The sequence below is a fragment of the Lactiplantibacillus paraplantarum genome, assembly GCF_003641145.1.
GTDB classification, from domain to species: domain Bacteria; phylum Bacillota; class Bacilli; order Lactobacillales; family Lactobacillaceae; genus Lactiplantibacillus; species Lactiplantibacillus paraplantarum.
Genome location: NZ_CP032744.1, coordinates 566,352 through 588,410, shown reverse-complemented (window position 1 = coordinate 588,410; position 22,059 = coordinate 566,352). Strand labels below are relative to the sequence as shown.

The window sequence follows — 22,059 nt, the reverse complement described above, 5'->3', positions numbered from 1 at the left end:
TGCGCAATTTAAATGGATTAGTCTTCGATTGCAACGATATCTTTTTCGTGCAATACCAAGTACTTAGCACCTTGATACTTGACTTCGGTACCGGCATACTTATCGAATAATACTTGATCGCCGACCTTCACGCTGGGGTCAACTTTTGTCCCGTTATCTAAAACACGACCGTCATTGACGGCAACAACCTTCCCGCTTTGGGGCTTTTCCTTGGCGTTATTGGCAATGACAATCCCACCAATTGTTTGTTCTTCTTCTTCTTGTTGTTGCAAGATAACGCGATCTCCTAATGGTTTTAACACGTGAATCCCTCCATTTATTCTTTTTTAGCACTCCGTAGTTCCAAGTGCTAATTACATTGTCAACTATATCATTTTAATTCAAGATTGCAAGTAATTTGTCAATTATTAGTCAAAGAATGTCAAATCGACTATAATGAAAATTACAGTTACCGCTACGCAACTTAAATTTAACTTTTAAAAGGACGTGAGTTGATGGTCAATCGCCGCCAATCAATCTTTATTCTCATTATTTACTTTATTATTTACGCACTACCAAGCGTTTTAGTTACCGCTTTTCATCAACTTGGTTCTCAAGTATTCGTCATTCAAACAGTTGATTACTTGGTCGGTGCTGTCCTGCTCATTTGGTTAGCTAGCCGAATGAAGGCTAAAAATGTGATTGAAAAGCATCCCAGCAATTGGAGCAAAACCATTCTTTGGGGATTGATCGGACTCGTGCTCGTCATCGTCGGCCAATTAATTATTCTAAAAATCACTGCATTATTAGGCCAGTCAACCGCCTCAACTAACACCACTACGCTCTTGACAGTTGGCCAGCAATACCCGGCCTTTTTCCTAGCAATCATTATCGGGGCCCCAATCATGGAAGAAATCGTCTTTCGCAAAGTTATCTTCGGTAATCTTAGCGCAGTCACTGGTAAGATTGGAGCAGCCTTAATTGCGAGCGTCCTATTTAGCTTCGCACACGCGGATGGTCACTTTATTCTATACGCATTTATCGGCCTCTTATTCTGTTGGCTATACCAACATACTGGTCGTATTCAAACTTCTATGACCGCCCACATCTTAATGAATGCATCGGTCGTATTACCAACACTGTTTGGATTACTGCATTAATCCAAACTAGCAGCTCTCAATAGCTGAAGCCGTCATTAAACCCTTGTTTTTAAGTAAAAAGCTGACACAAAAAGGTGCTCTGGGAACCAGTCCCGGGGCACCTTCTTTTACTATATAATATCTAAACTAAGACAGTGACTTAGTCTTGCGTCTCATTCTGATCGTCATGACCGGTTTCGCCCAATTGCTGCCCATAATGCTCAATAAAGTAGATCAATGTTTGCAATTCATTGGTCAAGTCAACGTTTTGAACCCGGACTGTTTCTGGAACCGAAATTCGTAACGGCGTGAAGTTCATGATTCCCTTCACGTTAGCATCAACCAAATCATCCGTAATTTCCTGAACGACCGTCGTTGGGACTGTCAAAATTGCAATTTCAATCTGTTGTTCGATCAATTGCTTCTTCAACTCAGTCATTGGGTACACTGGCACCCCGCTTTGAACCGTATTGGCAATCGCCTCGTTAACATCAAAGGCTGCTGAAATTCGGACATTACTATTTTTGTGAAAATTGAAGTTTAATAAGGCGTGACCTAAATTTCCGACCCCAATCAAGGCAACGTTCGTTAAGGTGTCTTGGTTCAAAATCTTTTTAAAAAATGCAAGCAACGTTTCAACATCGTATCCATACCCTCGTTTACCGAGCGCCCCAAAATACGAAAAGTCTCGCCGAATCGTTGCTGAATCTACTTTAACCGCCTCGGACAACTCGGTTGATGATACCCGCTTCTTATCTGCATCTAGTAAAATATTCAAGTAGCGGTAATAAATCGGTAACCGTTTTGCCGTTGCCCGTGGAATTTTTGTTTCTGCCATTCGGACGCGTCCTCCTATATAAAAGTTTGTGAATTTGCTGACACTATTCTAGCATAACCTACGACTTTGTGAAATAATAATTACTTATTATTCCAAATAATTGGGCAAACCGTTGCAATATGCTACAATTATGTCACGAATCAAATGTGAAAGGAGCTTAATAAAGCGTGATTTTACTACAAGTACAGCAGGTTATGCGGCGTTTTGGTGCCGATGTCTTGTTCGATAACGTACAAATGGACATTCAAGAGCACGCCCGTGTGGCCCTCGTTGGTCGCAATGGCGCCGGCAAATCAACCTTACTTAAAATGATTGCTGGTGAGACTGTGCCTGACGAAGGCCAGATTTCGATGCGCAAGGGACTGACAATTGGTTACTTGGCCCAGGACCAAGGCCTAGACAGTCATAATACAATCTGGGAAGAGATGAGTAGCGTCTTCGCCGAGTTGCATGCAATTGAAACCCGAATGCATCAACTCGAAAATCAACTCAGTGATCCGGCTATCATGAACGATGAACAGGCCTACCAACAAACTTTAAAAACTTATGACCAAATTCAAACAGAATTTCAGCAGAAAAACGGTTACGGGTACCAAGCTGAAATCCGGGGTGTTTTACACGGATTTCAATTCGACGCCGATGTCTATGATAAATCAGTCACTGAACTATCAGGTGGGCAAAAGACGCAGCTAGCACTCGCCAAATTATTACTTGAAAAACGCGATTTACTTATTCTTGACGAACCAACTAACCACTTGGATGTTGAGACTTTAACTTGGCTAGAAAGTTATTTACAGTCGTATACAGGCGCATTGCTTATTGTCAGCCATGACCGTTACTTCCTAGACCGAGTCGTTAATGAAGTTTATGACCTGTCGCACCATGAAATGGTCCATTATACCGGCAACTACGATCAGTTTGTTCAAGAAAAAGCGGCACGTATTCAAGCTCAGTGGAAACACTACGAAAAACAACAAGCCGAGATTAGTAAGCTTGAAGACTTCGTTAACCGTAATATTGTGCGGGCTTCCACGACAAAACGCGCCCAGGCCCGACGCAAACAACTCGCTAAGATGGACCGACTTGATCGCCCTGACAATGATGAGAAAACGGCCCACTTTGGCTTTCACGCCGCCAAACAAAGTGGCAACATCGTTTTGACCGTCAAAGACGCTGCCGTGGGTTATGATGGTCGGATCCTGTCAGAACCAGATAATCTCAGCGTCAAAAAACATGAAGCGATTGCCATCGTCGGTCCGAACGGGATTGGCAAATCAACCTTCCTCAAGAGTATTTTGGGCCAAATTCCATTCATTAAAGGTCAGGCCGTGTTTGGCACTGGCGTCGTCACTGGTTATTATGACCAAGAGCAACGCAACCTTAATGATAAGAAAACGGTATTGGGTGAGCTATGGGATGAACATCCAACCACGCCCGAAAAAGATATCCGGACTATCCTAGGAAGCTTTCTCTTTACTGGAGAAGACGTTGATAAACCCGTTCACGCACTATCTGGTGGCGAACGGGCCCGGTTACTATTGACTAAACTCGCCATGCAAAACGACAACTTCTTAATTCTTGATGAACCGACGAACCATTTAGATATTGACAGTCGTGAAGTGTTAGAAGTGGCCCTCAACGATTTCGATGGCACCCTACTCTTTGTTTCACATGACCGTTATTTTATTAATCAAGTTGCTACCAGTGTCGTAGAAGTCTCACCAGAAGGAACTGAACTCTTCTTGGGCGACTACGATTATTATATTGATAAAAAGCAGGAGCAGGCTGAAATCGCAGCAGCCGCTGCTAGTCAGGCCGCTGAAGAAACTGCCAGCGCTGGGGCCACTGACCCAACTAGCGCAGCCACTGCCACTCCCCGTTCGACGGGCCAACAAAATTATCAGGCTAGCAAGCAGCAGCAACGAGAAAAACGTAAACTTGAACGCACTGTCGCTGCTTTAGAAGAACAGATGACAACGCTTGATGCACAAGCGACTCAGATTCAGACGAAAATGGCCCAACCAGAAGTTTCAGCTGATGTTGGTCAGTTGCAAGATCTACAGAAAGAGCTTGACGCAATCACGATCCAGCAGGAACAAGTTGAAACCGAATGGACTGAACAAGCTGAGGCCCTCGAGGAACTCAATTAATATATATTGACGAACAAATCAAAAAAATGGTCGCACTTTAACCTTATAGGTTATCGTGCGGCCATTTTTTTGATCATTATTTTAACATCCCGGGCATCCAATCAAACGCCAATCCCGGATCAGCATTAAGTGTTGCATCCCCAAATTGGTGGTGTTGATATTGGACGTAACCGGCAGCACCGATCATCGCACCGTTATCACCACATAACTTCAAAGGTGCAAGTAATAACTCGGTGTCGGGAAAAGCAGTCGGCAAATCTTGCTGTAATCGTTCACGTAATCCATGATTAGCGGCGACCCCACCAGCTAAAACGAGTTGTTTGACCGGATACTGCTTTAAAACGCGTAATGTCTTGCTCATCAGCACGTCGACCACGCTAGCTTGAAAACTTGCTGCCAAATCATTCTTATCAAGCGTTTCACCGATTTGATCTGCATGGTGGACCGTATTGATAAAAGCACTCTTCAGACCACTAAAACTAAAGTCATAATTATCTTCATCGATCATGGCTCGTGGAAAGTTAAACGTATCATGTCCTTGGTGCGCCATTTCATCAATGACCTTACCGGCTGGATAGGGCACACCCAAGACCCGACCGATTTTGTCATAAGCTTCACCAGCCGCATCGTCGCGCGTCTCGCCAATAATTTCAAATTGCCCGTCCGCTTGCATATAAACTAGCTCAGTATGACCGCCAGAAACTAATAATGCCATTAGCGGAAATTCAAACGGTTTAACAAACCGGGCAGCATAAATATGTCCCGCCATATGGTTAACCGGAATCAACGGCAGTTGGTGCGCATAGGCCACGACTTTAGCCGCGTTAACACCAACTAATAACGCTCCCACTAACCCTGGACCATACGTAACCGCAACAGCATCAAGGTCTTCATACGTGACTTGGGCTTCTTGTAAAGCAGCTTCAATACAAATCGTAATCTGTTCGATATGATGACGACTGGCAACTTCTGGAACAACACCGCCAAACCGTTTGTGACTATTAATTTGAGTTGCAATCACGTTTGATAAAATCTCGTGACCATTTTTAATCACAGCCACACTCGTCTCATCACAACTAGATTCAAACGCTAAAATCAAGTTTTGTTTTTCCACAGTTCCCATCCTTTTAATTAATAATTTTTCGCATAATCCACGCATCTTCCTCGGGATCATGATAATAAGCATGCCGTATCGCAATTCGTTTAAAACCACACCGCCGATACAACCGCTGAGCCGCTAAATTACTAGCACGAACTTCTAGAAAGACCGTTCCGGCTGTAAGTTGCGCAAGACACGCTGTTAATAACCAATAAGCATGCCCCTGATGCTGATACGTAGGCACAATGGCAATGTTAGTAATCTCGGTCTCATCTAAAACCGTTGAGCGACTGATAAAGCCAATTGGGTCATGCTGCCACCATAATAACTCATAATGAGTCGTTGTCAGTGCTAGGTCCGCCATAAATGTGGCTTGGCGCCACGGTGATCCATTGGGATACGCACGTGTGGCTAACTGGTAACAAATTTGAGCCATTTCTTGGACTGTTAACTGTTCAGCAGAGACTAGTTGGCGTTCAGTCATTGGTAGTCGCTGGAATGCGGTAAGTCATATCAATGGCATCTTCGTGATCGCCAAAATAGTAGCGTTTTTTGATACCCGTTTTTTCAAAACCCAGGTCCTGATATAATTGTTGCGCCGTCGTATTACTATAACGAACTTCAAGGGTCACCGTTTGGTAAGCCAACTTACGCGCCCGTTTAATCATGACTTGCATCATGAAATGACCAAGACCGCGGCCTTGAACATCAGGATGTACGGCAATATTAGTGATATGGGCATCCTGGCGCCGATCATCAAAGACACAACCACAAAAAGCAACTAGCCGGTCTTCGTGACGCATCACGATATAGAAGCGACCACTCTGCCGTCGCAGTTCCGTCTTAAAGGCGTTCTCATCCCATGGGGTTTGACCAGCATATACTGCCCGTTCGATGGCCAACATTTCGGGAACATCGGTAATCAGGGCCCGCGAAACGTAATAGTTGGTTTCGCCGACCGTAACAATGTGATTCTGAATTGCTAACACACGTTGGCGATGCTGATTACCACCACCGGTAACTTTCTGAAAGTACTCCTTAAATTTTCTCAACATAGGGCGCATGTTCCTTTTCTGGGTGCTTGGCCTGCCACTCGCGTTCAGCTTGGGTCAGGCGTAAATAGTTCGGGACAAAGTTATGAATCTCAGCAACCGGCGTCATCGTTTGCCCAAGTAGCCCTAACACTGCTGCTTGCGGTAAATCAAGTTGCGGAGCAGCACGAACAAACTGATTCGGCAAGGCCGTTTGCAATATCGATGTGTACTGATCAACATCACTGCCAATAAAGGTAATCGGTTCATTATAACTGACTAATTGTTGGCCCCACTCAGCAACACTGATATGTTGATCAGCAATAACCGTCACCGGTTGATGATGTTCAATCCGATATAAGCCAGTAAAAATATTATCACGCCGAGCATCAAATAGTGGTGCAACCAGCTGTCCTTCCGTCACAATATTACCTGCCAATACAGCCAAGCTGGAAACCCCAACCAACGCTTTATTCAATGTAAACGCCAACGTCTTAGCAGTCGTAACACCAATTCGTAAGCCCGTATAAGATCCGGGTCCCGCCGCCACAACGATACGATCTAAATCATTCGGCACAACTTGTGCTTGTGCCATGGCCTGTTCAATAATCGGTAATAATGTACTACTATGATTACGACCAACATTCGTGGTCGTGGTGGCCAAGATTCGGGTATCTTCTAATACCGCGACACTCAATGGCCGATTCGAAGTATCAATCGCCAACAACTTCATAATTTTAAAAAACTCCTCATTTTGAATTACTTCACATATCTTATCATAATTTACTTACTTTGAAAGCTTTCCGGTAACAACCGACCAATTCAACTTGGAAACAACTGGTGACTAATCCAGCTAGTCACTCTACAACCTTACCAATCATTAAATTGTAAGCAAAATGTAAATATCATTTACATAACTTATACATATACTTCACTAATCCTTGTCCACACATTTACAATACCTTGTTATGCTACACAAGTAACTAAAATTACTTGGAGGTAATTGGAAACTATGTCAAAAGTTAGTAAGTCATTATTAGGTCTTTCATTCATTCCAGTTTTAGGTTTGGGACTCGCTGGTTGTGCCAGTGGTACCAGTGCCAAAACAGGTAGCGACAGTACGGATAAGAGTAAAACCATTACGGTCGTCTTTTACCCTAATGAATCAGCCAAGAGTTTTGCTGGTTCACGTACAGCCATTAAACAAGCGGTTGAAAAAGCAACGGGTAAGACGGTCAAATTACAAACCACTACCGACTATAACGTTGCGATCCAAGCAATTGCATCCGGCAAAGCTCAAGTCGCCTACATGGGTGCCAACGGTTATATCCAAGCACATCACAAGAGCAACGATGTTGTACCTTTTGCCGCACAATCCGATGCTAAGGGAACGTTAAAGGATGCGACTTATAACTCCTACTTAATGGTACAACAAAAAGATGCCAAAAAGTATGAAGAAAACGGTAAGTACAGTATTAAGAACGTCAAAGGCAAGAAAATGTCTTATGTCTCCAACAGTTCAACTTCAGGATTTTTAGTACCAACCGCCGAAATCTCTCGTGAGTTCGACATCAAAACTGCTGACCAAGATAAGTTAACGCAAAGCGGCTCATTCTTTAGCAAAGTACTTTACGGTGGCTCCCATCAAGGTTCCGCAGTCAACTTAATCAAGGGTGATGCCGATGTTGCTGCCTTTGATGATGCTGATTTAATGCCATACCTTAAAGTCACTAAGGGTTCATGGGATAAGGTCGGCTCGACTTTCACTGTTAAAGATAACGCCGACGCGCCATTTACAAGCTTAGCCGGTAAGTCAGTCGTTAACATTGCCATGATGCCTGTTCAACAAGGCCCATGGGTATACAACACCAAAGCCCTCAGCAAGGATGATCAAAAGAAGATCGCCACTGAGTTCACGTCGAAGTCCTTTGCCCAAAACAAAAAGATCTTCTCTGAACCAAATGCAAAGACGCCAATGATGTTCCCTAAGAAGTCAGAAAAGTCCAAATTAGTTAATGTTACCGACAAGTGGTACGCGCCAACGCATAAATTAGTAGGTTACTAAACCACGTACCATTAGTTCACAATGAAAGGATTTGCCAATGCTCAAGGTTATTCAGCTAGATAAAACATATGGTTCCAATAAGCATTCGCTCAAAGCAGTCAACTTCACGGCTAAATCGGGCGAGGTCACTGCCATCATCGGTCCTTCTGGTGCTGGTAAAACAACTATTTTACGGAGTATTAATCAGTTGATCCGCGATGATAGTGGTCAAATTTTGCTCGATGACACTGATATTCGTCAAGCGAACAAAGCTGAATTACGCAAAGTTCGTCATCACATCGGCATGATTTTTCAGAACTATAATCTGATCAGTCCATTAACGGCCCTTGAAAATGTCCTGCACGGCCGCTTGGGTGCTAAATCAACGGTCGCGGGCATGCTAGGCCTTTACAGTAGCGCCGAAAAACAAGAAGCACTACAACTACTCGACGAAGTAGGGTTAAAAGAATATGCCTATCAACGTTGCGACCAATTAAGTGGTGGTCAACAACAACGGGTCGGGATTGCACGGGCATTAATGCAACATCCTAAGATGATTTTATGTGATGAACCGATTGCTTCACTTGATCCCAAATCGACGACCATTGTCATGGATATTCTACGGCGATTGGCGAAGGAAAAACAACTAATTATTCTCATTAATCTGCATCAGGTCGATATCGCAATGGCGTACACCGACCATATCGTCGGTATTAATAGTGGTGCAATTGTTTTCGAAGGCGCCACTAATGAAGTTGACGACGCGGTCTTACAGCAAATTTATCGCCAAGCTGATCAACCAACGGCGGTGACAGCCAATGAAAACTAATCCAATGACACCGCAACGCTTTTTTCGGCAACGGCGGCTGCGATTATCAGTTGTTTTACTCATTTTAATTGGCATCTATGTCTTATCCATGGCCCTCGTTAATTTTCAGGCTTGGGACTCGATCAGTAAGATTCCAGCGGGCCTGATCTGGTTGTTTACCAACTTTATTCCGACGAGCCGTTCGATTTCTTATTTGGGACCGATACTTTATCAGCTGTGGCGGACCTTGCTCGTGGCAATTTCTTCAACCATGGTTGCTAGTCTCTTCGCCCTGATCTTTGCGATTCTAGGGGCTAAAACGACAGCGCCAACGCCCGTTCTTCGCTGGGTTATTCGTTTTGGTGCTTCACTCCTACGTAATATTCCGGTAGTCGCTTGGGCGATGATCCTCTTATTTTCTTTTAAACAGAGTGACTTTACGGGCTTTTTGGCACTGTTCTTCATGACCCTGGGCTATCTAACACGAGCCTTTACTGAAACTATTGAGGATTTAGATGCCGAAAAGCTTCAAGCACTGCAAGCCGTTGGCGCCAACTATTTCCAATGTGTCTTCTGTGGGGTGTTACCCGAAGCCGCTAGTACCTTGACTAGTTGGATTCTCTACATGATTGAAAACAACTTACGGGACGCAACTTTGGTCGGACTTCTGACGGGTACGGGTGTCGGTTTTCTCTTCGACTACTATTTTAAAGCGTTCCGCTATGACGCTGCTGGTCTGATTGTTTTGTTAATTGCGATTTTAGTCATTATTTTAGAATTGACATCTAATCGAATTCGGAGGGCAATTGCATGATTGAAAATAGTCAACCCAAAACACAAGTACTGCAACCGTCAGCGCCACCAACCCGGTCGATTTCGTTGGTGACTCGGCCTCGTAAAATCTTGCGAGCCGTTATGATTGGCCTAACCCTTGTTAGTATTTATTCATTAGTCACGCTCAACAATGCTAATCTGAACATCAGTGACGCGCTGCATAGTTTAGGACTCAACTTGAACGCCATGTTCTTGCACCCTAGTATTGGTCAAGACACATGGGGACAGCTCTTACGAGCCCTGGTAACGAGTGTGTCACTTGCGATGTTGACAACGCTGTTAGGCGCGCTAATCGCCTTCTTCATTGCCGTCGGTGCTGCTCGCAACTTAGCACCCAGTTGGTTAGCAACTAGTATTAAAGCGGTCATGGCCTTTATCCGTGCCATCCCAACGATTTTATGGGTCTTAATTTACTCCGTAGTCATGGGGTTAGGTGCTAGTGCTGCCGTGGTCGGCTTGACCTTCCACAGTGTAGCGTACTTGGTTAAGGCTTATTCTGAAAGTATTGAAGAAACCTCGCAAGATACGATTGAAGCGTTAAAGGCGAGTGGCGTGGGTTTTTGGCCGATTGTGTTTCAGGCCATTCTCCCGTCAATCATTCCAGCACTTCTTAGCTGGACGTTTATCCGGTTTGAAATTAACTTTGCCAATGCGGTCGCCGTTGGTGCGGCAGCCGGTGCTGACGATATCGGTTACTACCTCTTCATGGCCGGCAGTTTCTACTTCGATTTCCATGAAGTTGGTTTGATTGTCTACCTACTCTTGGGTGTCGCAATCGTGCTCGAACTGGTTTCTATGCGGTTACGTGGCCACTACTTAAAGAACAACTAAGTAAATTCAAAGGAGTTTTCATCAATGACAATTAAAGCAGTAATTTTTGACTGGGCCGGCACAACCATTGACTATGGCAGCCGGGCGCCCATCGTGGCTTTCCAAAAAGCCTTTGCCAACGTTGGTATTCAAATCTCTGAAGCTGAGATTCGCCAAGATATGGGACTAGATAAGTACACCCATATCCATAAAATCATGGATTTACCGGCCGTTCAAAACGACTGGCAAGCGCGTTTCCAAGTCCTACCAACTGAAGACGACTGTAATCAAATCTTTAGCAACTTCAAAACTATCTTGCTCAGCTCACTGACTGAATTTGGGCAATTGAAGCCCGGTATGTCAACCGTAATCGATTACTTGGCTGCTCACGATATTAGCTACGGCACGACCACCGGCTATGACGCTGAAATGTTAGCCTTAGTCTTACCGATTGCAGCTAAGCAAGGCTATCGACCCGCTGTCAACATTACCTCAGAACAAACTGGGGGCATTGGTCGACCAGCACCGGCAATGCTGGCGTTAGCAGCTGAACAGCTCACAATCACCGATCCCACGACCGTTATGAAAATTGGGGATTCCGTTAACGATATCCTGGAAGGTAACAACGCCGACGCAGTCTCTGTAGGGATTATTGATGGTAGCAACATCATGGGACTCTCGGAGTTAGCCTTCAACGCCCTTAATCCCGCCGAACAAGCTGAACGACGAGCCCACGTCACTGCCGCTTACCAGCGCGCTGGTGCCGATTATATTTTACAATCGATGGCTGAGTTACCGGCATTGCTTGATCAAATCAATCAACCGGTTGCCACTGATCATTAGCAGACAAGGAGCCCGATTTTTATGAAACAACCTTATTTACTCTTAACACCCGGTCCACTCAGTACGACGGCCAGTGTCAAGGACGCCATGCAAATTGATTATTGTACTTGGGATAGTGACTATCGGCACGTCACCGAAACCATTCGGCAACAAATCTTAGCCATGGCCCAAGCCAATCCAGAAAACTATACGACCGTCCTACTACAAGGAAGCGGCAGTTTCGGTGTCGAGGCCACCATTGGTACCGCGGTACCGCGAACTGATGCAACCTTGATGATTGCCATTAACGGCGCGTACGGACATCGAATCAGTCAAATCGCGGAATATTACGGCATTCCACATATCGACGTTGTTTTTAACGAAGATGAAGCCGTCGACCCGGTTCGGATCGCAGCAACCTTGGCTAACCATCCTGAGATTACCCATTTTGCGACCGTTCACAGCGAAACGACGACTGGTATTCTCAACCCAATCGAAGCGTTAATGCCCATCATGCATGAACATGGGATCGTAACGATCATCGATGCTATGTCCAGTTTAGGCGGCGTCCCAATCAACGTTGATGAATTGGATTGTGACTACTTGATTAGTAGCGCCAACAAGTGTGTGCAAGGCGTGCCCGGCTTTGCGTTCATCATTGCGAAACAAGCAACCCTGGCCCACACGGCCGACAACGCCCGTTCACTTTGCCTGGACCTCTACGACCAGTGGCAGGCCATGACTAAGCAACCAGGTAAATGGCGCTTCACTTCGCCAACCCACGTGGTACACGCCTTTGCGCAAGCACTCATTGAATTGCAAGCAGAAGGCGGCGTGACACCACGCTACCAACGTTACCGTGCGAGTCAACAACTCCTTAGCGACGGTTTACAAGCGCTAGGTTTTGAATTAGTGATTGATCCAGCCATTCAAGGGCCCATCATTACGTCATTCAAATACCCAAACGTCGACTTTGATTTTGCTGACTTCTATCAGTTCATTAAACAACGCGGCTTCGTCATTTATCCTGGAAAGGTTTCAAATATTCCTAGCTTCAGAATTGGTACCATCGGTGATGTTGATACAACTGATATTCAACGACTCTTAGCGATTATCGGTGATTATCAACAACTCCACCGCTAACTGCATTGACCAATCTAAAAGGTGCGCGCCAAGGATTCAATCCTGACGCACACCTTTTTTTGACGTCCACAAAAGCGGCTTTGAAATCTATTGACGAGACTTCAAAGCCGCTTTCAATTATCAGCTAAGCGATACTAGTCACGATCATCGTAGCCATTTGGATGCTTCTGCGTCCAAGCCCATGCCGTTTCAATAATATCGTTAACATTGTCATAGTTTGGTTGCCAGCCTAGCACGTCACGCGCCTTATCACTAGCCGCAACTAACGAGTCTGGATCGCCAGGCCGCCGTGGTGCTAACTTAGCTGGAATTGGTTGCCCGGTAACTTCACGAGCGGCTGCTAACATTTGTTTGTTAGAAAAACCAGTTGAAGAGCCCAAGTTAAAGGCATTACTGTCATTACCCGCAGCCAAGTACTTCAAAGCCAAGATGTGTGCATCAGCTAAGTCGATAACATGCACATAGTCACGCACATTCGTCCCATCCGGCGTATTATAGTCATCGCCAAAAATTTTGAGTTCATCGCGTTTTCCTTGCGCCACTTGTAAAATAATCGGCACCAGATGCGTTTCAGGGCCATGATCTTCACCAATACTGCCATCTGGCTTGGCACCCGCCACGTTAAAGTAACGTAGCGCAACAAACTTAATGCCATAAGCGACATCCGCCCAGTGCATAATTTGTTCCATCATCAACTTGCTAGCCCCATACGGGTTAATCGGTAATTGCGGATCAGTTTCTTTAATTGGAATCTGCTTAGGTGTCCCATAAGTAGCGGCCGTTGATGAGAAGACGATTTGCTTCACATCATGGGCCTGCATCGTTTCAAGTAATGTGATCATCCCACCAGTATTGTTATCGAAATACTTCAGTGGCTTACTCATTGATTCTGGTACGATTGAAAAGGCGGCAAAATGCACGACAGCTTCAATATCCTCAGTATCAAAAACGTGATTCAAAAAATCCGCATCCCGCAAATCACCCTGATAAAACTTGGCCGTCGAATTAACAGCAGCGCGATGGCCCGTGATTAAATTATCCACGACTACGACGTCCGTACCGTGTTCCACTAACCGATCGACCATATGAGAACCAATGTAGCCAGCTCCCCCTAAAACTAAAATTGACATAATGAACCTCCCCTGTATGGATGTATTAATCATAGCATATTGAATCGCTAACAACTGCAATAAAAACGTGCGTTCTAATTGACCGAACCACGTCTGACGCTTTTCGTTAAAAAAGCGAATTGACTAAGTTCCGTTACTGAATCGGTTCTGCTAAGGTCCGCCACTGAATCGTAACTTCACAACACTTCTCACCATCAACTTCAATTAAATGACTCGTCGTCACTTGATCAGCCACTTCACTCGGTAAGATATTTGCATGAGCAGTTACCGTCTGACCGTACTTGACTTCATTTTCATAGCGAACGTCCACATGGACTAAATCGTGTTGAAGTAAGAACGTCGCGGGTAACGTATCCACAAGCCAGTCAAAATAGTGTGCATTATTGACGTGCCGGTTGGGATCAATATCAAAGAAGCGAACGTGATACGGCTTCGTAATCGTCGTATTGGTCGCTTCAAAATTAATCGGGCGTGGCAAGCGTGGAATGCGCTTGACGGCTTCCGACTGATAAGGTGCAACCAGTTCCGGTAAAATTTTTACGATTCGCCGGGTTGTTTGACTCATCATGACCCAGATACTCGTAATATAGGCCAACTGTTGACCATCGGCATCCCGAATCCAAAATTCACGGTAAGCAAAGTATGGATTATAGGCACTGCCCCGAACGGCAATTGTCACCACTTCGTCTTGGCGGGGCATCCGCGTAATATCAATAGCATATTGCGTGACGACCCAACCAACACCATGGCTTTGCACCATTGCCGTCGTTAAACCAAGGGCGTCGCTTTGATCCTCTGATGCCAGTACGGCAATATCAATTAATGTCGTTAAAGTTGCCCGACCAGTACGATCACATTCATAATACGTAATCCGGTGCTGTTCACTGTAAAGACTCGCATTTGCGCCTAAAGTTGCCATTCATCAAGACTCCTCATCGTTGGTATTTAGTTCATGAAACTGATTATAGACGCTTTGCCGGGGAATATTCCGCCGCTTCGCAATCGTCTTAATGGCTACGTTGGGCTTATCTCCGGCTGCAATCAACGCTTCGACTTGGGCTTTGACTGGCAACTGTGCCAATTCGTCCGTTGTTTCTGGTTCATCCGTATCCGGATTACCACCAATCAAAAGGACGAATTCACCCTTTAACTGGTGATCCTGCGCCCATGCCACCATTTCAGTCAACGTTCCGCGCGCAAACTCCTCGTAACGCTTAGTCAATTCCCGGCACGCCACGATTGGCCGCGTCCCTTCACAGACGGTCGCTAGGAGGGCCAAGGTCTTGGCAACGCGAAATGGTGATTCGTACAAGACAACTGTTTCATGTCGCTGAGCCAATTTAGCTAAATCAGCTTTTTGTTCATTCTTCTTACGCGGTAAAAAGCCGTAGAAATAAAATGGCTGTGGTACTAACCCAGAAGCAATCAGCGCAGTCAGGCCGGCATTAGCACCTGGTAGTGGCACGACTGGAATATTCACTTTAATGCAGGCCGCCACGAGTTCTTTACCAGGATCACTAATGGACGGCATACCAGCGTCACTAACTTGTGCTAAGTTAACGCCCGCCTGTAATTTCTCAATCAACTGGGGAATCCGTTCTTGGGTGTTATGTTCATGAAAGCTAATTTGTTTCGTTGTAATTTCAAAATGATTCAATAACTTCTGGGTATTACGGGTATCTTCTGCAGCAATTAAGTCGACCGTTTTAAGCGTTGCTACTGCCCGGTAAGTCATATCCTGTAAGTTACCAATTGGGGTCGGTACTAAGTATAAGGTTCCAACACCCATATGATCTGCAAAACTCTGTTGTGTTTCCAAAATGTCCTCCTAACGATACTCTCACTCATGATTTGCTCTAACAATTAGTCCCGTGGTGAAAAGCACAAAAAGTCTGGGACTACTCCCAGACTTTCTCGACTATGCACGTTCCCGTTCACCATAAATGACTTCTAAACAAAAAACGCAGGATTCATCATCGTCACGCCGTTTACCATAGAACTGATTGCAAACGTGGAAACCTTCATCATAAAGCTTTTCCAAATTCTGACGTGATTTTGAGAGCGTGGTCGTGCTGGTTGGTTTTTTCGGCAATTCATTTTCAATCTCAACCATGTGTTCACGTAAATGTTCATTTTCAATGACCAATTCCGCGTTTTTCTCTAACACCGTTGTCATATCGGCGCGTAACTTAGCCATCTTGTCTAGCATTTGTTGCATCTGTTGTTCCATCTCACCGAAACTATCGTATAAATCACGCTTATCCACGCACTCACCCTCGTTTTCCTTTATTTAAGCGTTTGTTTGAAAAATCGGCCATAACTTCAAGGTTAAGCCTTCTAAGACATTTTGAAAACTAATGTTACTGGCCAACTGACGCTTAGCCGTTAAAGCCAATTCAGTGGCCGCAATCAACTGCTCATCGCTGACTTCAGCCGTTAACCCGGCCAATTCTTTTTGATACTGCCCAAAAGTTAACGCCGTTGCGGCCACCTCAAAATGTAATTGTAATAAATCTTGGAACAAGGCCGCGATCAAATCCAACATGACCAGCTGATGATCAGCGTCCTTAGCTAAACCAACTAAGTTAACCTGCACGGCTACGAAACTACGTGGATCACCCTTAACAGCCTGATCAAACCACCGCCACAAAGCTTGTGCGGCTTGTGGTAACCAATCATCCACTAGCAAAGCTTGCGCCTGGGTGACACTATTCGTCAGCCCCCGTAGCATTTGCGCTTGGTTAGGCGCGATGCCCGCCTGCTCAAACGTCTGTTGCAACGCTTGCGCATTCAATGGTGGAAATTCGATCACCTGTGTTCGTGAAATAATCGTTGGTAATATCAATTGCTTATTTGTCGTTAATAATAAGGCCGTGACGTTACCACTTGGCTCCTCAATAAACTTCAATAAGCTATTGGCAGCACTCGCCGTCATCTTCTCCGCATCATTAATGATGAACAGTTTCCGGTTACCTTCGACCGCACTCTTAGAGAATTCAGCTTTTAAGTAACGGACCTGATCAACGTGAATTCGCTGACCTTCGGGAGCCACCGTCACAATATCGGGATGCGATCCATTAGCAATCCGAACGCACTCTTCACAAGTCCCATCTGGTTCACCATCCTTAACATGCAAGCAGAACAATCGTTGGGCGATCCAATGGGCTAGTTCCGGTTGTCCAGCGCCTTCCATGCCCGCCAACAGGTACGCGTGGGCCAGATGATTCTGGGCAATGATGTGTTTAAATGCCGCTAGTAAACGAGGCTGCTTTGCCGCTAACGTTTGCGCAAATGACTCGGTTGTTGCCATTAATAATCATCCTTCATTAAAATTGGTGAAATTGTTCAATTGGTAAGACAAAGACTGTGGCGCCACCGACTTGAACTTCAACTGGATAGGCAGCTGCACCGTCCATTGTCACGTCCAAATTGACTGGCGGTGTCATAAATTGTTCCCGTGCATGACTTGTTTCTTTAATCATGGCTAAGACTTCATCCACACGGTCATCATCAATACCAATCATAAAAGTAGTATTACCTGAACGTAGGAAGCCCCCCGTTGTTGAGAGCTTCGTGGCCCGAACATTGGCTTCAATGAACTGGCTGCTCAACCGGTTACTGTCCTTATCTTGAACGATTGCAATAATTAATTTCATTGGTCTTCCCCTCCCTTGGGTGCCAAACAAGTCGGTAACTGCGCCGCCATAATTTGTAAGGCCTGCGCCACAACTTGGTCCAATGGCTGACTTGCATCGACGCGTTTAATACGGTCAGGATGTTCAGCCAGTAATTTTAAATACGCTGCTTGCACCCGGTGATGGAAACTTAAAGCTTCCACGTCCAAGCGATTAATTTCATTTTGGCGATGTTTTTGAATGCGGTTTAATCCAACAGCAGCATCTACGTCGAAATACAACGTTAAATCTGCGGTTAACCCCGCAGTCGCGAACTGATTCATATCATAAACTGCTTGTTCACCAATACCACGACCAGCCCCCTGATAAGCGACCGAACTATCAATGTAGCGATCGCACAAGACAAGTTGGTCGTTTTGCAACGCTGGTTGAATGGTTTGGACGATATGTTGTCGCCGCGCCGCTGCATAGAGTAATGCTTCCGTACGGTCGTCCATCGCTGTATTATGACGGTCCAAAATAATTTTTCGAATTGATTCTGAGATTTGATTACCGCCCGGTTCACGCGTCACAACTAAGCGATCCCCTAATTGTGGCTGTAATTTGGCCACAATCGCGTTTAAAGCTGACGTTTTGCCGGCACCGTCTGGCCCTTCAAAAGTAACTAATTTTCCTGTCAACATTCCCAATCCCATCTATTTTCTTATATGTAGCAATTGTACTTGATTTTGGAGTACCTGTCTAATACGGTTACCACTAGTGAGGGTACTTTTTCACGATTTTTACGTGGGTCGGCTACTACCAATTGTGGTTTTGATGATTTATTCGGTGAATTGCTAAAAAGTTAATTCGCAGCACCCGTGCTAACGACTACATGAGTATAATAATCACGTTTGCGCTGGTTACTAGTTAGTATTAATTATGCCTACCAGTTCTTGTTTGTTGTTCATCAGCATGGACACCCTATTTTCAGTGGTTCAAAGCCGATTATTTTTGATTTTTAAAACTACCTGTTTTCACCACAATTCGTAACAGATTAACTAGCACAATGCGTAATCAGTATAAAACAATGTTAGTGTGCCAAATCAAAAGACGCCCGCAGTTGATTTTTTATCTATCAACAGCGGGCGTCTTTATTTTGAAACAATTTATTTTTTGAATCACCAATGATCTACTTATCAATCACTGACCGCTGAATCGTCTGGCCATGAACTTGCCGCAACCGTGCTTCGCGATACAGATATAAATACTTGGCCCGCGCTAAAGCGGTCTGAGTCACCAGTTCACTAGTATTATTATCATAGACTGCCTCTTGGTTCTGTTTCGCACGGTCCCAGTCCAGCTTGGCAGCATTCAGCGTCGCTAATAACTTTTCATCGTAAAGTTCTTTGGGATGCTTGATTTTCTGTTTGCGTTTAAACATATTAATCGCTCCAATTACATTTCTTGGCGACCTTCAACCGCCTTGAATAAGGTCATTTCATCCGCATATTGAATATCACTACCAACCGACAAGCCGTGGGCCAAGCGGGTCACTTTGATGCCCGCTGGCTTAACTAACCGCGAAATGTACATTGCAGTTGCTTCACCCTCAGGCGTGGCGTTGGTGGCAATAATAACTTCCTTAATGGCTTCATTTTGTTGCAATCGTTTCAATAGGCTGGCAATGTTGATATCTTCTGGGCCCTTACCATCAATGGGTGACAGTACCCCGTGCAAGACGTGGTACAGCCCATTGTATTCCTTGATCTTTTCCATTGCCATGACATCCTTGGCCTCTTCAACCACAAGGACAGTGCCCTGGTCACGCGACTTATCCTTACAAATGACACACGGGTCATCTTCAGTGATATTACCGCAAATACTACAAAAATGCAGGTCCCGTTTGGCCGCAATCAGCGACTTAGCGAACTCAGTGACGTCATCACCGTTCATATCAATTGTATAAAACGCCAGCCGCGTCGCAGTCTTGCCACCAATGCCGGGCAACTTCATATAACTATCAATCAACTTAGCAATTGGTTCTGGATACTGCATGTGCTTACCTCATTTTTACTGTAATCCCTTAGTATATTTCCCCATCGTACTCTGTGTCTGTTCATCGACCTTAGTCAACGCGTCATTCACGGCAGCAACGACTAAGTCCTGTAACATATCCACATCATCAGGATCAACGGCATCAGGATTAATCGTGATGTCCTTCATCTTTTTATCGCCAGTAAAGGTGACTTTGACCATGTCATCTGGGGCCGCCCCCGTGAAGGTTTGTTCATTTAAAGCCGCTTGTTCGGCTGTCATTTGTGCCTGCATCTTCTTCATTTGTTTCATCATACTTTGCATATTGCCCATTCCACGCATCATAATTATCAGTTCCTTTCGTCTTTAGTCTGGCTGTACTTCAACTAAGTCGCCAAACATGTTCTTAGCTTCTTCAACGACCGGTTCTTTGGCCGGTGCTTGTTGCTCTGGTGTTGCCCCGCCCGGCTGGTGAGTGGCCAGATAATCCTTACGAATTTGCGGCCACTGTTCTTTGGGCACGCAAATAATCTTGGGCGCCTGGCCCATCAGCCGATCCAAGCCATTTCCGAGTGCGTCAATCAAGGTCTGATCATCAATCGCTTTTTGATAAACAAACGCATAGTCAAACGCAACCACCACACCTTCTGAACTAGCCGCAACCGGTTGGGCCACGTGCATTAGGGCCCGTTGCGTCACACTCAAGATGTTCATCAAATCAGTCCAAACATCGCGCACTTTGATGAGATCATTCTTGGTTGCCGCTCCCAAAATAGGATAAATCTGACTGACATTAACCTTTTTAACAACTGGCCCATTACTCGACCGTGGCTTAGCCGGTGCGGGTTTAGCGACACTACCACCTTGAGAACGTAACGTTTTGACCTCACTTTGCAACTGTTCAACTTGTTGTGCCAGTTTATGCACAGTGGGATCTTCAGGATTGACCGTTGCCGCAGCTACCGGTTGGGCAGCCGCTTGACCATCCAACTGCGCTAACTTGACCGTCAACACTTCTAAATAAACGTCCGGGTGCGTCGTGAACCGCATTTGTTGTTGAATATCGTTCAACGTCTTGACCATCTGGTACAGGACTTCAGCATCGATTTGCTTGGCAAATGCTTCAAATTGTTGATCATCCTCGCCCATCGCCACACTATCGACCATTTCAGGGGCCTGTTGATAGAGTAACACGTCCCGCGTGTAACTAATCAAATCTTCAATGAAACGATTGGCATCTTTACCTTCTTGTAAGATTTGTCGCATCGTCTCCAGTGCTGGCTTCGTATCATGGTCGGTGACTTCACTGACATAATTGGCCAGCAACTGCTTAGTCACACTTCCCGTCACCATTAACGCATCATCCAACGTAACCGTGTTATCTCCAAACGAAATTACTTGGTCCAGAATACTTAAAGCATCCCGCATTCCACCTTCAGCGGCCGCCGCAATGACACGGAGCGCTTTTTCATCATAGGTCACATCCTTCTCATTGAGGATGTACACCATCCGATCATAGCTATCCTTAGCCGTAATCCGGCGAAAATCAAACCGTTGCGTCCGTGAAATAATCGTTAGTGGAATCTTATGGGGTTCCGTTGTCGCTAAGATGAAAATCACGTTAGCCGGAGGTTCTTCCAACGTTTTAAGCAACGCATTAAATGCGCCAGTTGACAACATATGAACTTCGTCAATAATGTAGACTTTATAGTCCGCTTGCGTCGGGGCGTACTTCGCTTTGTCCCGAATATCACGAATCTCTTCCACGCCATTATTAGAAGCCGCATCAATTTCGATCACATCATTTAGTTGCCCCTTGGTAATCGCCGTACAAGTCTCACATTCATTGCAAGGTTCCCCATCAACCAGATGGTGACAGTTGATGGCCTTGGCAAAAATCTTCGCTGCCGACGTCTTCCCAGTTCCTCGGGGACCAGTAAACAGATACGCATGACTCGTCTGGTGGGTCATAATGGCATTTTTTAGTGTCTGGGTAATCATTTGTTGCCCGACAATCTCATCAAAGCGTTGGGGACGCCAAACCCGGTATAGTGCCCGATACATGCGATTCTTCCTTTCTTACATCAGTCATACTTGGTTGTCGTTACTTAGTGATAAGCCATAGTTCAAGGGCGCCAATTAGTTAGGTGCTGGCTCGTCAGCGCTGTTCCCGATTGCAAACAGTATCGAATGTATCAATCAAATAAAGCCACTCTAAATCACACTGTTCAACGAGCCTGAGTCAAACCTTTAACCGCCGCTTATTTGGCAATTTTTTCAGCAGGTTACGTTTTTGACCATCACCCTAACATAACGTATTACTACTATAATAATAGGTAAATAACAATTAACCAACCTATCAGCACACTCAAAACTAACACTCAACATTTAATTTAAATAAAAAGCTCTCAACCGAATGGCTAAGAGCTGTTACATTTCATAAAAACAAAAGGCACAAGATGAAGCAAACTTAGTGCTGCTTCCTTCCGGACCTGACACGATTCGTAAATCCACCCTTGCCTTTTGGCCTTGCGGCAAATACTATAATACATGATTTACGCCATAATTACCAGCCATCGGC

General features: G+C 45.1%; 25 protein-coding genes and 1 other RNA gene. 8 read left to right on the top strand and 18 right to left on the bottom strand.

The genetic code is table 11. From position 1 onward, the window contains the following. Window positions 1–17 precede the first annotated feature (17 nt). Entirely contained in the window at window positions 18–302 is a 285-nt protein-coding gene (gene groES, locus LP667_RS02810; protein WP_003640985.1) for a co-chaperone GroES, read from the bottom strand. A gap of 192 nt (window positions 303–494) precedes the next feature. Between groES and LP667_RS02805 the strand changes: the two genes are divergently transcribed. Next, on the top strand, window positions 495–1,139 hold the full coding sequence (locus LP667_RS02805; protein WP_021731214.1) for a CPBP family intramembrane glutamic endopeptidase: 645 nt from the start codon (window positions 495–497) through the stop codon (window positions 1,137–1,139). Between the two features lie 139 nt (window positions 1,140–1,278). On the opposite strand, the gene LP667_RS02800 is transcribed toward LP667_RS02805, so the two are convergent. Beyond that, window positions 1,279–1,956, bottom strand: coding sequence for a redox-sensing transcriptional repressor Rex (locus tag LP667_RS02800; protein ID WP_021731215.1), 678 nt, complete (start codon window positions 1,954–1,956; stop codon window positions 1,279–1,281). 167 nt (window positions 1,957–2,123) lie between these two features. Here LP667_RS02800 and LP667_RS02795 point away from each other — a divergent pair, with 167 nt between their 5' ends. After that, window positions 2,124–4,106: an ABC-F family ATP-binding cassette domain-containing protein gene (locus LP667_RS02795; protein WP_021731216.1), complete on the top strand. Its 1,983-nt coding sequence runs from the start codon at window positions 2,124–2,126 to the stop codon at window positions 4,104–4,106. Between the two features lie 76 nt (window positions 4,107–4,182). Here LP667_RS02795 and tsaD read toward each other — a convergent pair whose 3' ends face one another. From tsaD to tsaB, 4 genes are read right to left on the bottom strand one after another with little or no spacing between them, the layout of a single operon-like run. After that, the gene (tsaD, locus tag LP667_RS02790) at window positions 4,183–5,229 is read right to left on the bottom strand and encodes a tRNA (adenosine(37)-N6)-threonylcarbamoyltransferase complex transferase subunit TsaD (RefSeq protein WP_033609419.1); all 1,047 of its coding nucleotides are present in this window, start codon (window positions 5,227–5,229) and stop codon (window positions 4,183–4,185) included. Window positions 5,230–5,233: 4 nt separating this feature from the next. Then, entirely contained in the window at window positions 5,234–5,689 is a 456-nt protein-coding gene (rimI, locus tag LP667_RS02785; RefSeq protein ID WP_021731218.1) for a ribosomal protein S18-alanine N-acetyltransferase, read from the bottom strand. Next, window positions 5,682–6,260, bottom strand: coding sequence for a ribosomal protein S18-alanine N-acetyltransferase (rimI, locus tag LP667_RS02780; protein ID WP_021731219.1), 579 nt, complete (start codon window positions 6,258–6,260; stop codon window positions 5,682–5,684). The genes rimI (LP667_RS02785) and rimI (LP667_RS02780) overlap by 8 nt, the downstream gene beginning before the upstream one ends. Beyond that, window positions 6,244–6,969 carry a tRNA (adenosine(37)-N6)-threonylcarbamoyltransferase complex dimerization subunit type 1 TsaB gene (tsaB, locus tag LP667_RS02775; RefSeq protein WP_021731220.1) on the bottom strand — a complete coding sequence of 242 codons (726 nt, stop codon included), beginning with the start codon at window positions 6,967–6,969 and terminating at the stop codon, window positions 6,244–6,246. Before tsaB ends, rimI (LP667_RS02780) begins: the two co-directional genes overlap by 17 nt. Before the next feature lie 279 nt (window positions 6,970–7,248). On the opposite strand from tsaB, the gene LP667_RS02770 reads away from it, so the two are divergent. From LP667_RS02770 to phnW, 6 genes are read left to right on the top strand one after another with little or no spacing between them, the layout of a single operon-like run. Further along, window positions 7,249–8,301, top strand: coding sequence for a phosphate/phosphite/phosphonate ABC transporter substrate-binding protein (locus LP667_RS02770; protein WP_056988356.1), 1,053 nt, complete (start codon window positions 7,249–7,251; stop codon window positions 8,299–8,301). 37 nt (window positions 8,302–8,338) lie between these two features. Further along, on the top strand, window positions 8,339–9,109 hold the full coding sequence (gene phnC, locus LP667_RS02765) for a phosphonate ABC transporter ATP-binding protein (protein WP_021731222.1): 771 nt from the start codon (window positions 8,339–8,341) through the stop codon (window positions 9,107–9,109). Continuing rightward, the gene (gene phnE / locus LP667_RS02760) at window positions 9,099–9,902 is read left to right on the top strand and encodes a phosphonate ABC transporter, permease protein PhnE (RefSeq protein WP_021731223.1); all 804 of its coding nucleotides are present in this window, start codon (window positions 9,099–9,101) and stop codon (window positions 9,900–9,902) included. Before phnC ends, phnE begins: the two co-directional genes overlap by 11 nt. Continuing rightward, complete coding sequence (locus LP667_RS02755; protein ID WP_021731224.1) at window positions 9,899–10,753, top strand: PhnE/PtxC family ABC transporter permease; 855 nt, start codon at window positions 9,899–9,901, stop codon at window positions 10,751–10,753. The genes phnE and LP667_RS02755 overlap by 4 nt, the downstream gene beginning before the upstream one ends. A 24-nt stretch (window positions 10,754–10,777) precedes the next feature. Next, window positions 10,778–11,575, top strand: coding sequence for a phosphonoacetaldehyde hydrolase (gene phnX / locus LP667_RS16950; RefSeq protein WP_021731225.1), 798 nt, complete (start codon window positions 10,778–10,780; stop codon window positions 11,573–11,575). Between the two features lie 21 nt (window positions 11,576–11,596). Next, complete coding sequence (gene phnW, locus LP667_RS16945; protein WP_021731226.1) at window positions 11,597–12,697, top strand: 2-aminoethylphosphonate--pyruvate transaminase; 1,101 nt, start codon at window positions 11,597–11,599, stop codon at window positions 12,695–12,697. 134 nt (window positions 12,698–12,831) lie between these two features. Here phnW and galE read toward each other — a convergent pair whose 3' ends face one another. The 12 genes from galE to ffs all read right to left on the bottom strand — a co-directional run bounded on the left by galE (window position 12,832) and on the right by ffs (window position 22,006). Continuing rightward, entirely contained in the window at window positions 12,832–13,827 is a 996-nt protein-coding gene (gene galE / locus LP667_RS02745) for a UDP-glucose 4-epimerase GalE (RefSeq protein WP_021731227.1), read from the bottom strand. A gap of 133 nt (window positions 13,828–13,960) precedes the next feature. Then, on the bottom strand, window positions 13,961–14,746 hold the full coding sequence (locus tag LP667_RS02740) for an acyl-[acyl-carrier-protein] thioesterase (protein WP_021731228.1): 786 nt from the start codon (window positions 14,744–14,746) through the stop codon (window positions 13,961–13,963). 3 nt (window positions 14,747–14,749) lie between these two features. Further along, window positions 14,750–15,646: a 16S rRNA (cytidine(1402)-2'-O)-methyltransferase gene (gene rsmI / locus LP667_RS02735; protein ID WP_021731229.1), complete on the bottom strand. Its 897-nt coding sequence runs from the start codon at window positions 15,644–15,646 to the stop codon at window positions 14,750–14,752. Window positions 15,647–15,745: 99 nt separating this feature from the next. Beyond that, the gene (locus tag LP667_RS02730; RefSeq protein WP_021731230.1) at window positions 15,746–16,093 is read right to left on the bottom strand and encodes a DNA replication initiation control protein YabA; all 348 of its coding nucleotides are present in this window, start codon (window positions 16,091–16,093) and stop codon (window positions 15,746–15,748) included. Window positions 16,094–16,117: 24 nt separating this feature from the next. Next, window positions 16,118–17,137 carry a DNA polymerase III subunit delta' gene (gene holB, locus LP667_RS02725; RefSeq protein ID WP_021731231.1) on the bottom strand — a complete coding sequence of 340 codons (1,020 nt, stop codon included), beginning with the start codon at window positions 17,135–17,137 and terminating at the stop codon, window positions 16,118–16,120. Window positions 17,138–17,153: 16 nt separating this feature from the next. Beyond that, on the bottom strand, window positions 17,154–17,483 hold the full coding sequence (locus tag LP667_RS02720) for a cyclic-di-AMP receptor (protein ID WP_003640965.1): 330 nt from the start codon (window positions 17,481–17,483) through the stop codon (window positions 17,154–17,156). Next, window positions 17,480–18,145 (bottom strand): dTMP kinase, encoded by a 666-nt coding sequence (tmk, locus tag LP667_RS02715; protein ID WP_021731232.1) that lies wholly within the window; start codon window positions 18,143–18,145, stop codon window positions 17,480–17,482. Before tmk ends, LP667_RS02720 begins: the two co-directional genes overlap by 4 nt. 488 nt (window positions 18,146–18,633) lie before the next feature. Beyond that, the gene (locus LP667_RS02710) at window positions 18,634–18,885 is read right to left on the bottom strand and encodes a YaaL family protein (RefSeq protein ID WP_021731234.1); all 252 of its coding nucleotides are present in this window, start codon (window positions 18,883–18,885) and stop codon (window positions 18,634–18,636) included. 14 nt (window positions 18,886–18,899) lie between these two features. Further along, on the bottom strand, window positions 18,900–19,499 hold the full coding sequence (recR, locus tag LP667_RS02705; protein ID WP_021731235.1) for a recombination mediator RecR: 600 nt from the start codon (window positions 19,497–19,499) through the stop codon (window positions 18,900–18,902). 15 nt (window positions 19,500–19,514) lie between these two features. Next, entirely contained in the window at window positions 19,515–19,823 is a 309-nt protein-coding gene (locus tag LP667_RS02700; RefSeq protein WP_003640956.1) for a YbaB/EbfC family nucleoid-associated protein, read from the bottom strand. Between the two features lie 21 nt (window positions 19,824–19,844). Next, a complete protein-coding gene (dnaX, locus tag LP667_RS02695) occupies window positions 19,845–21,542 on the bottom strand; it encodes a DNA polymerase III subunit gamma/tau (protein ID WP_021731236.1) in 1,698 nt (565 codons plus the stop codon). 377 nt (window positions 21,543–21,919) lie between these two features. Beyond that, window positions 21,920–22,006: signal recognition particle sRNA small type (gene ffs, locus LP667_RS02690), an RNA gene on the bottom strand. Window positions 22,007–22,059: the final 53 nt, after the last annotated feature.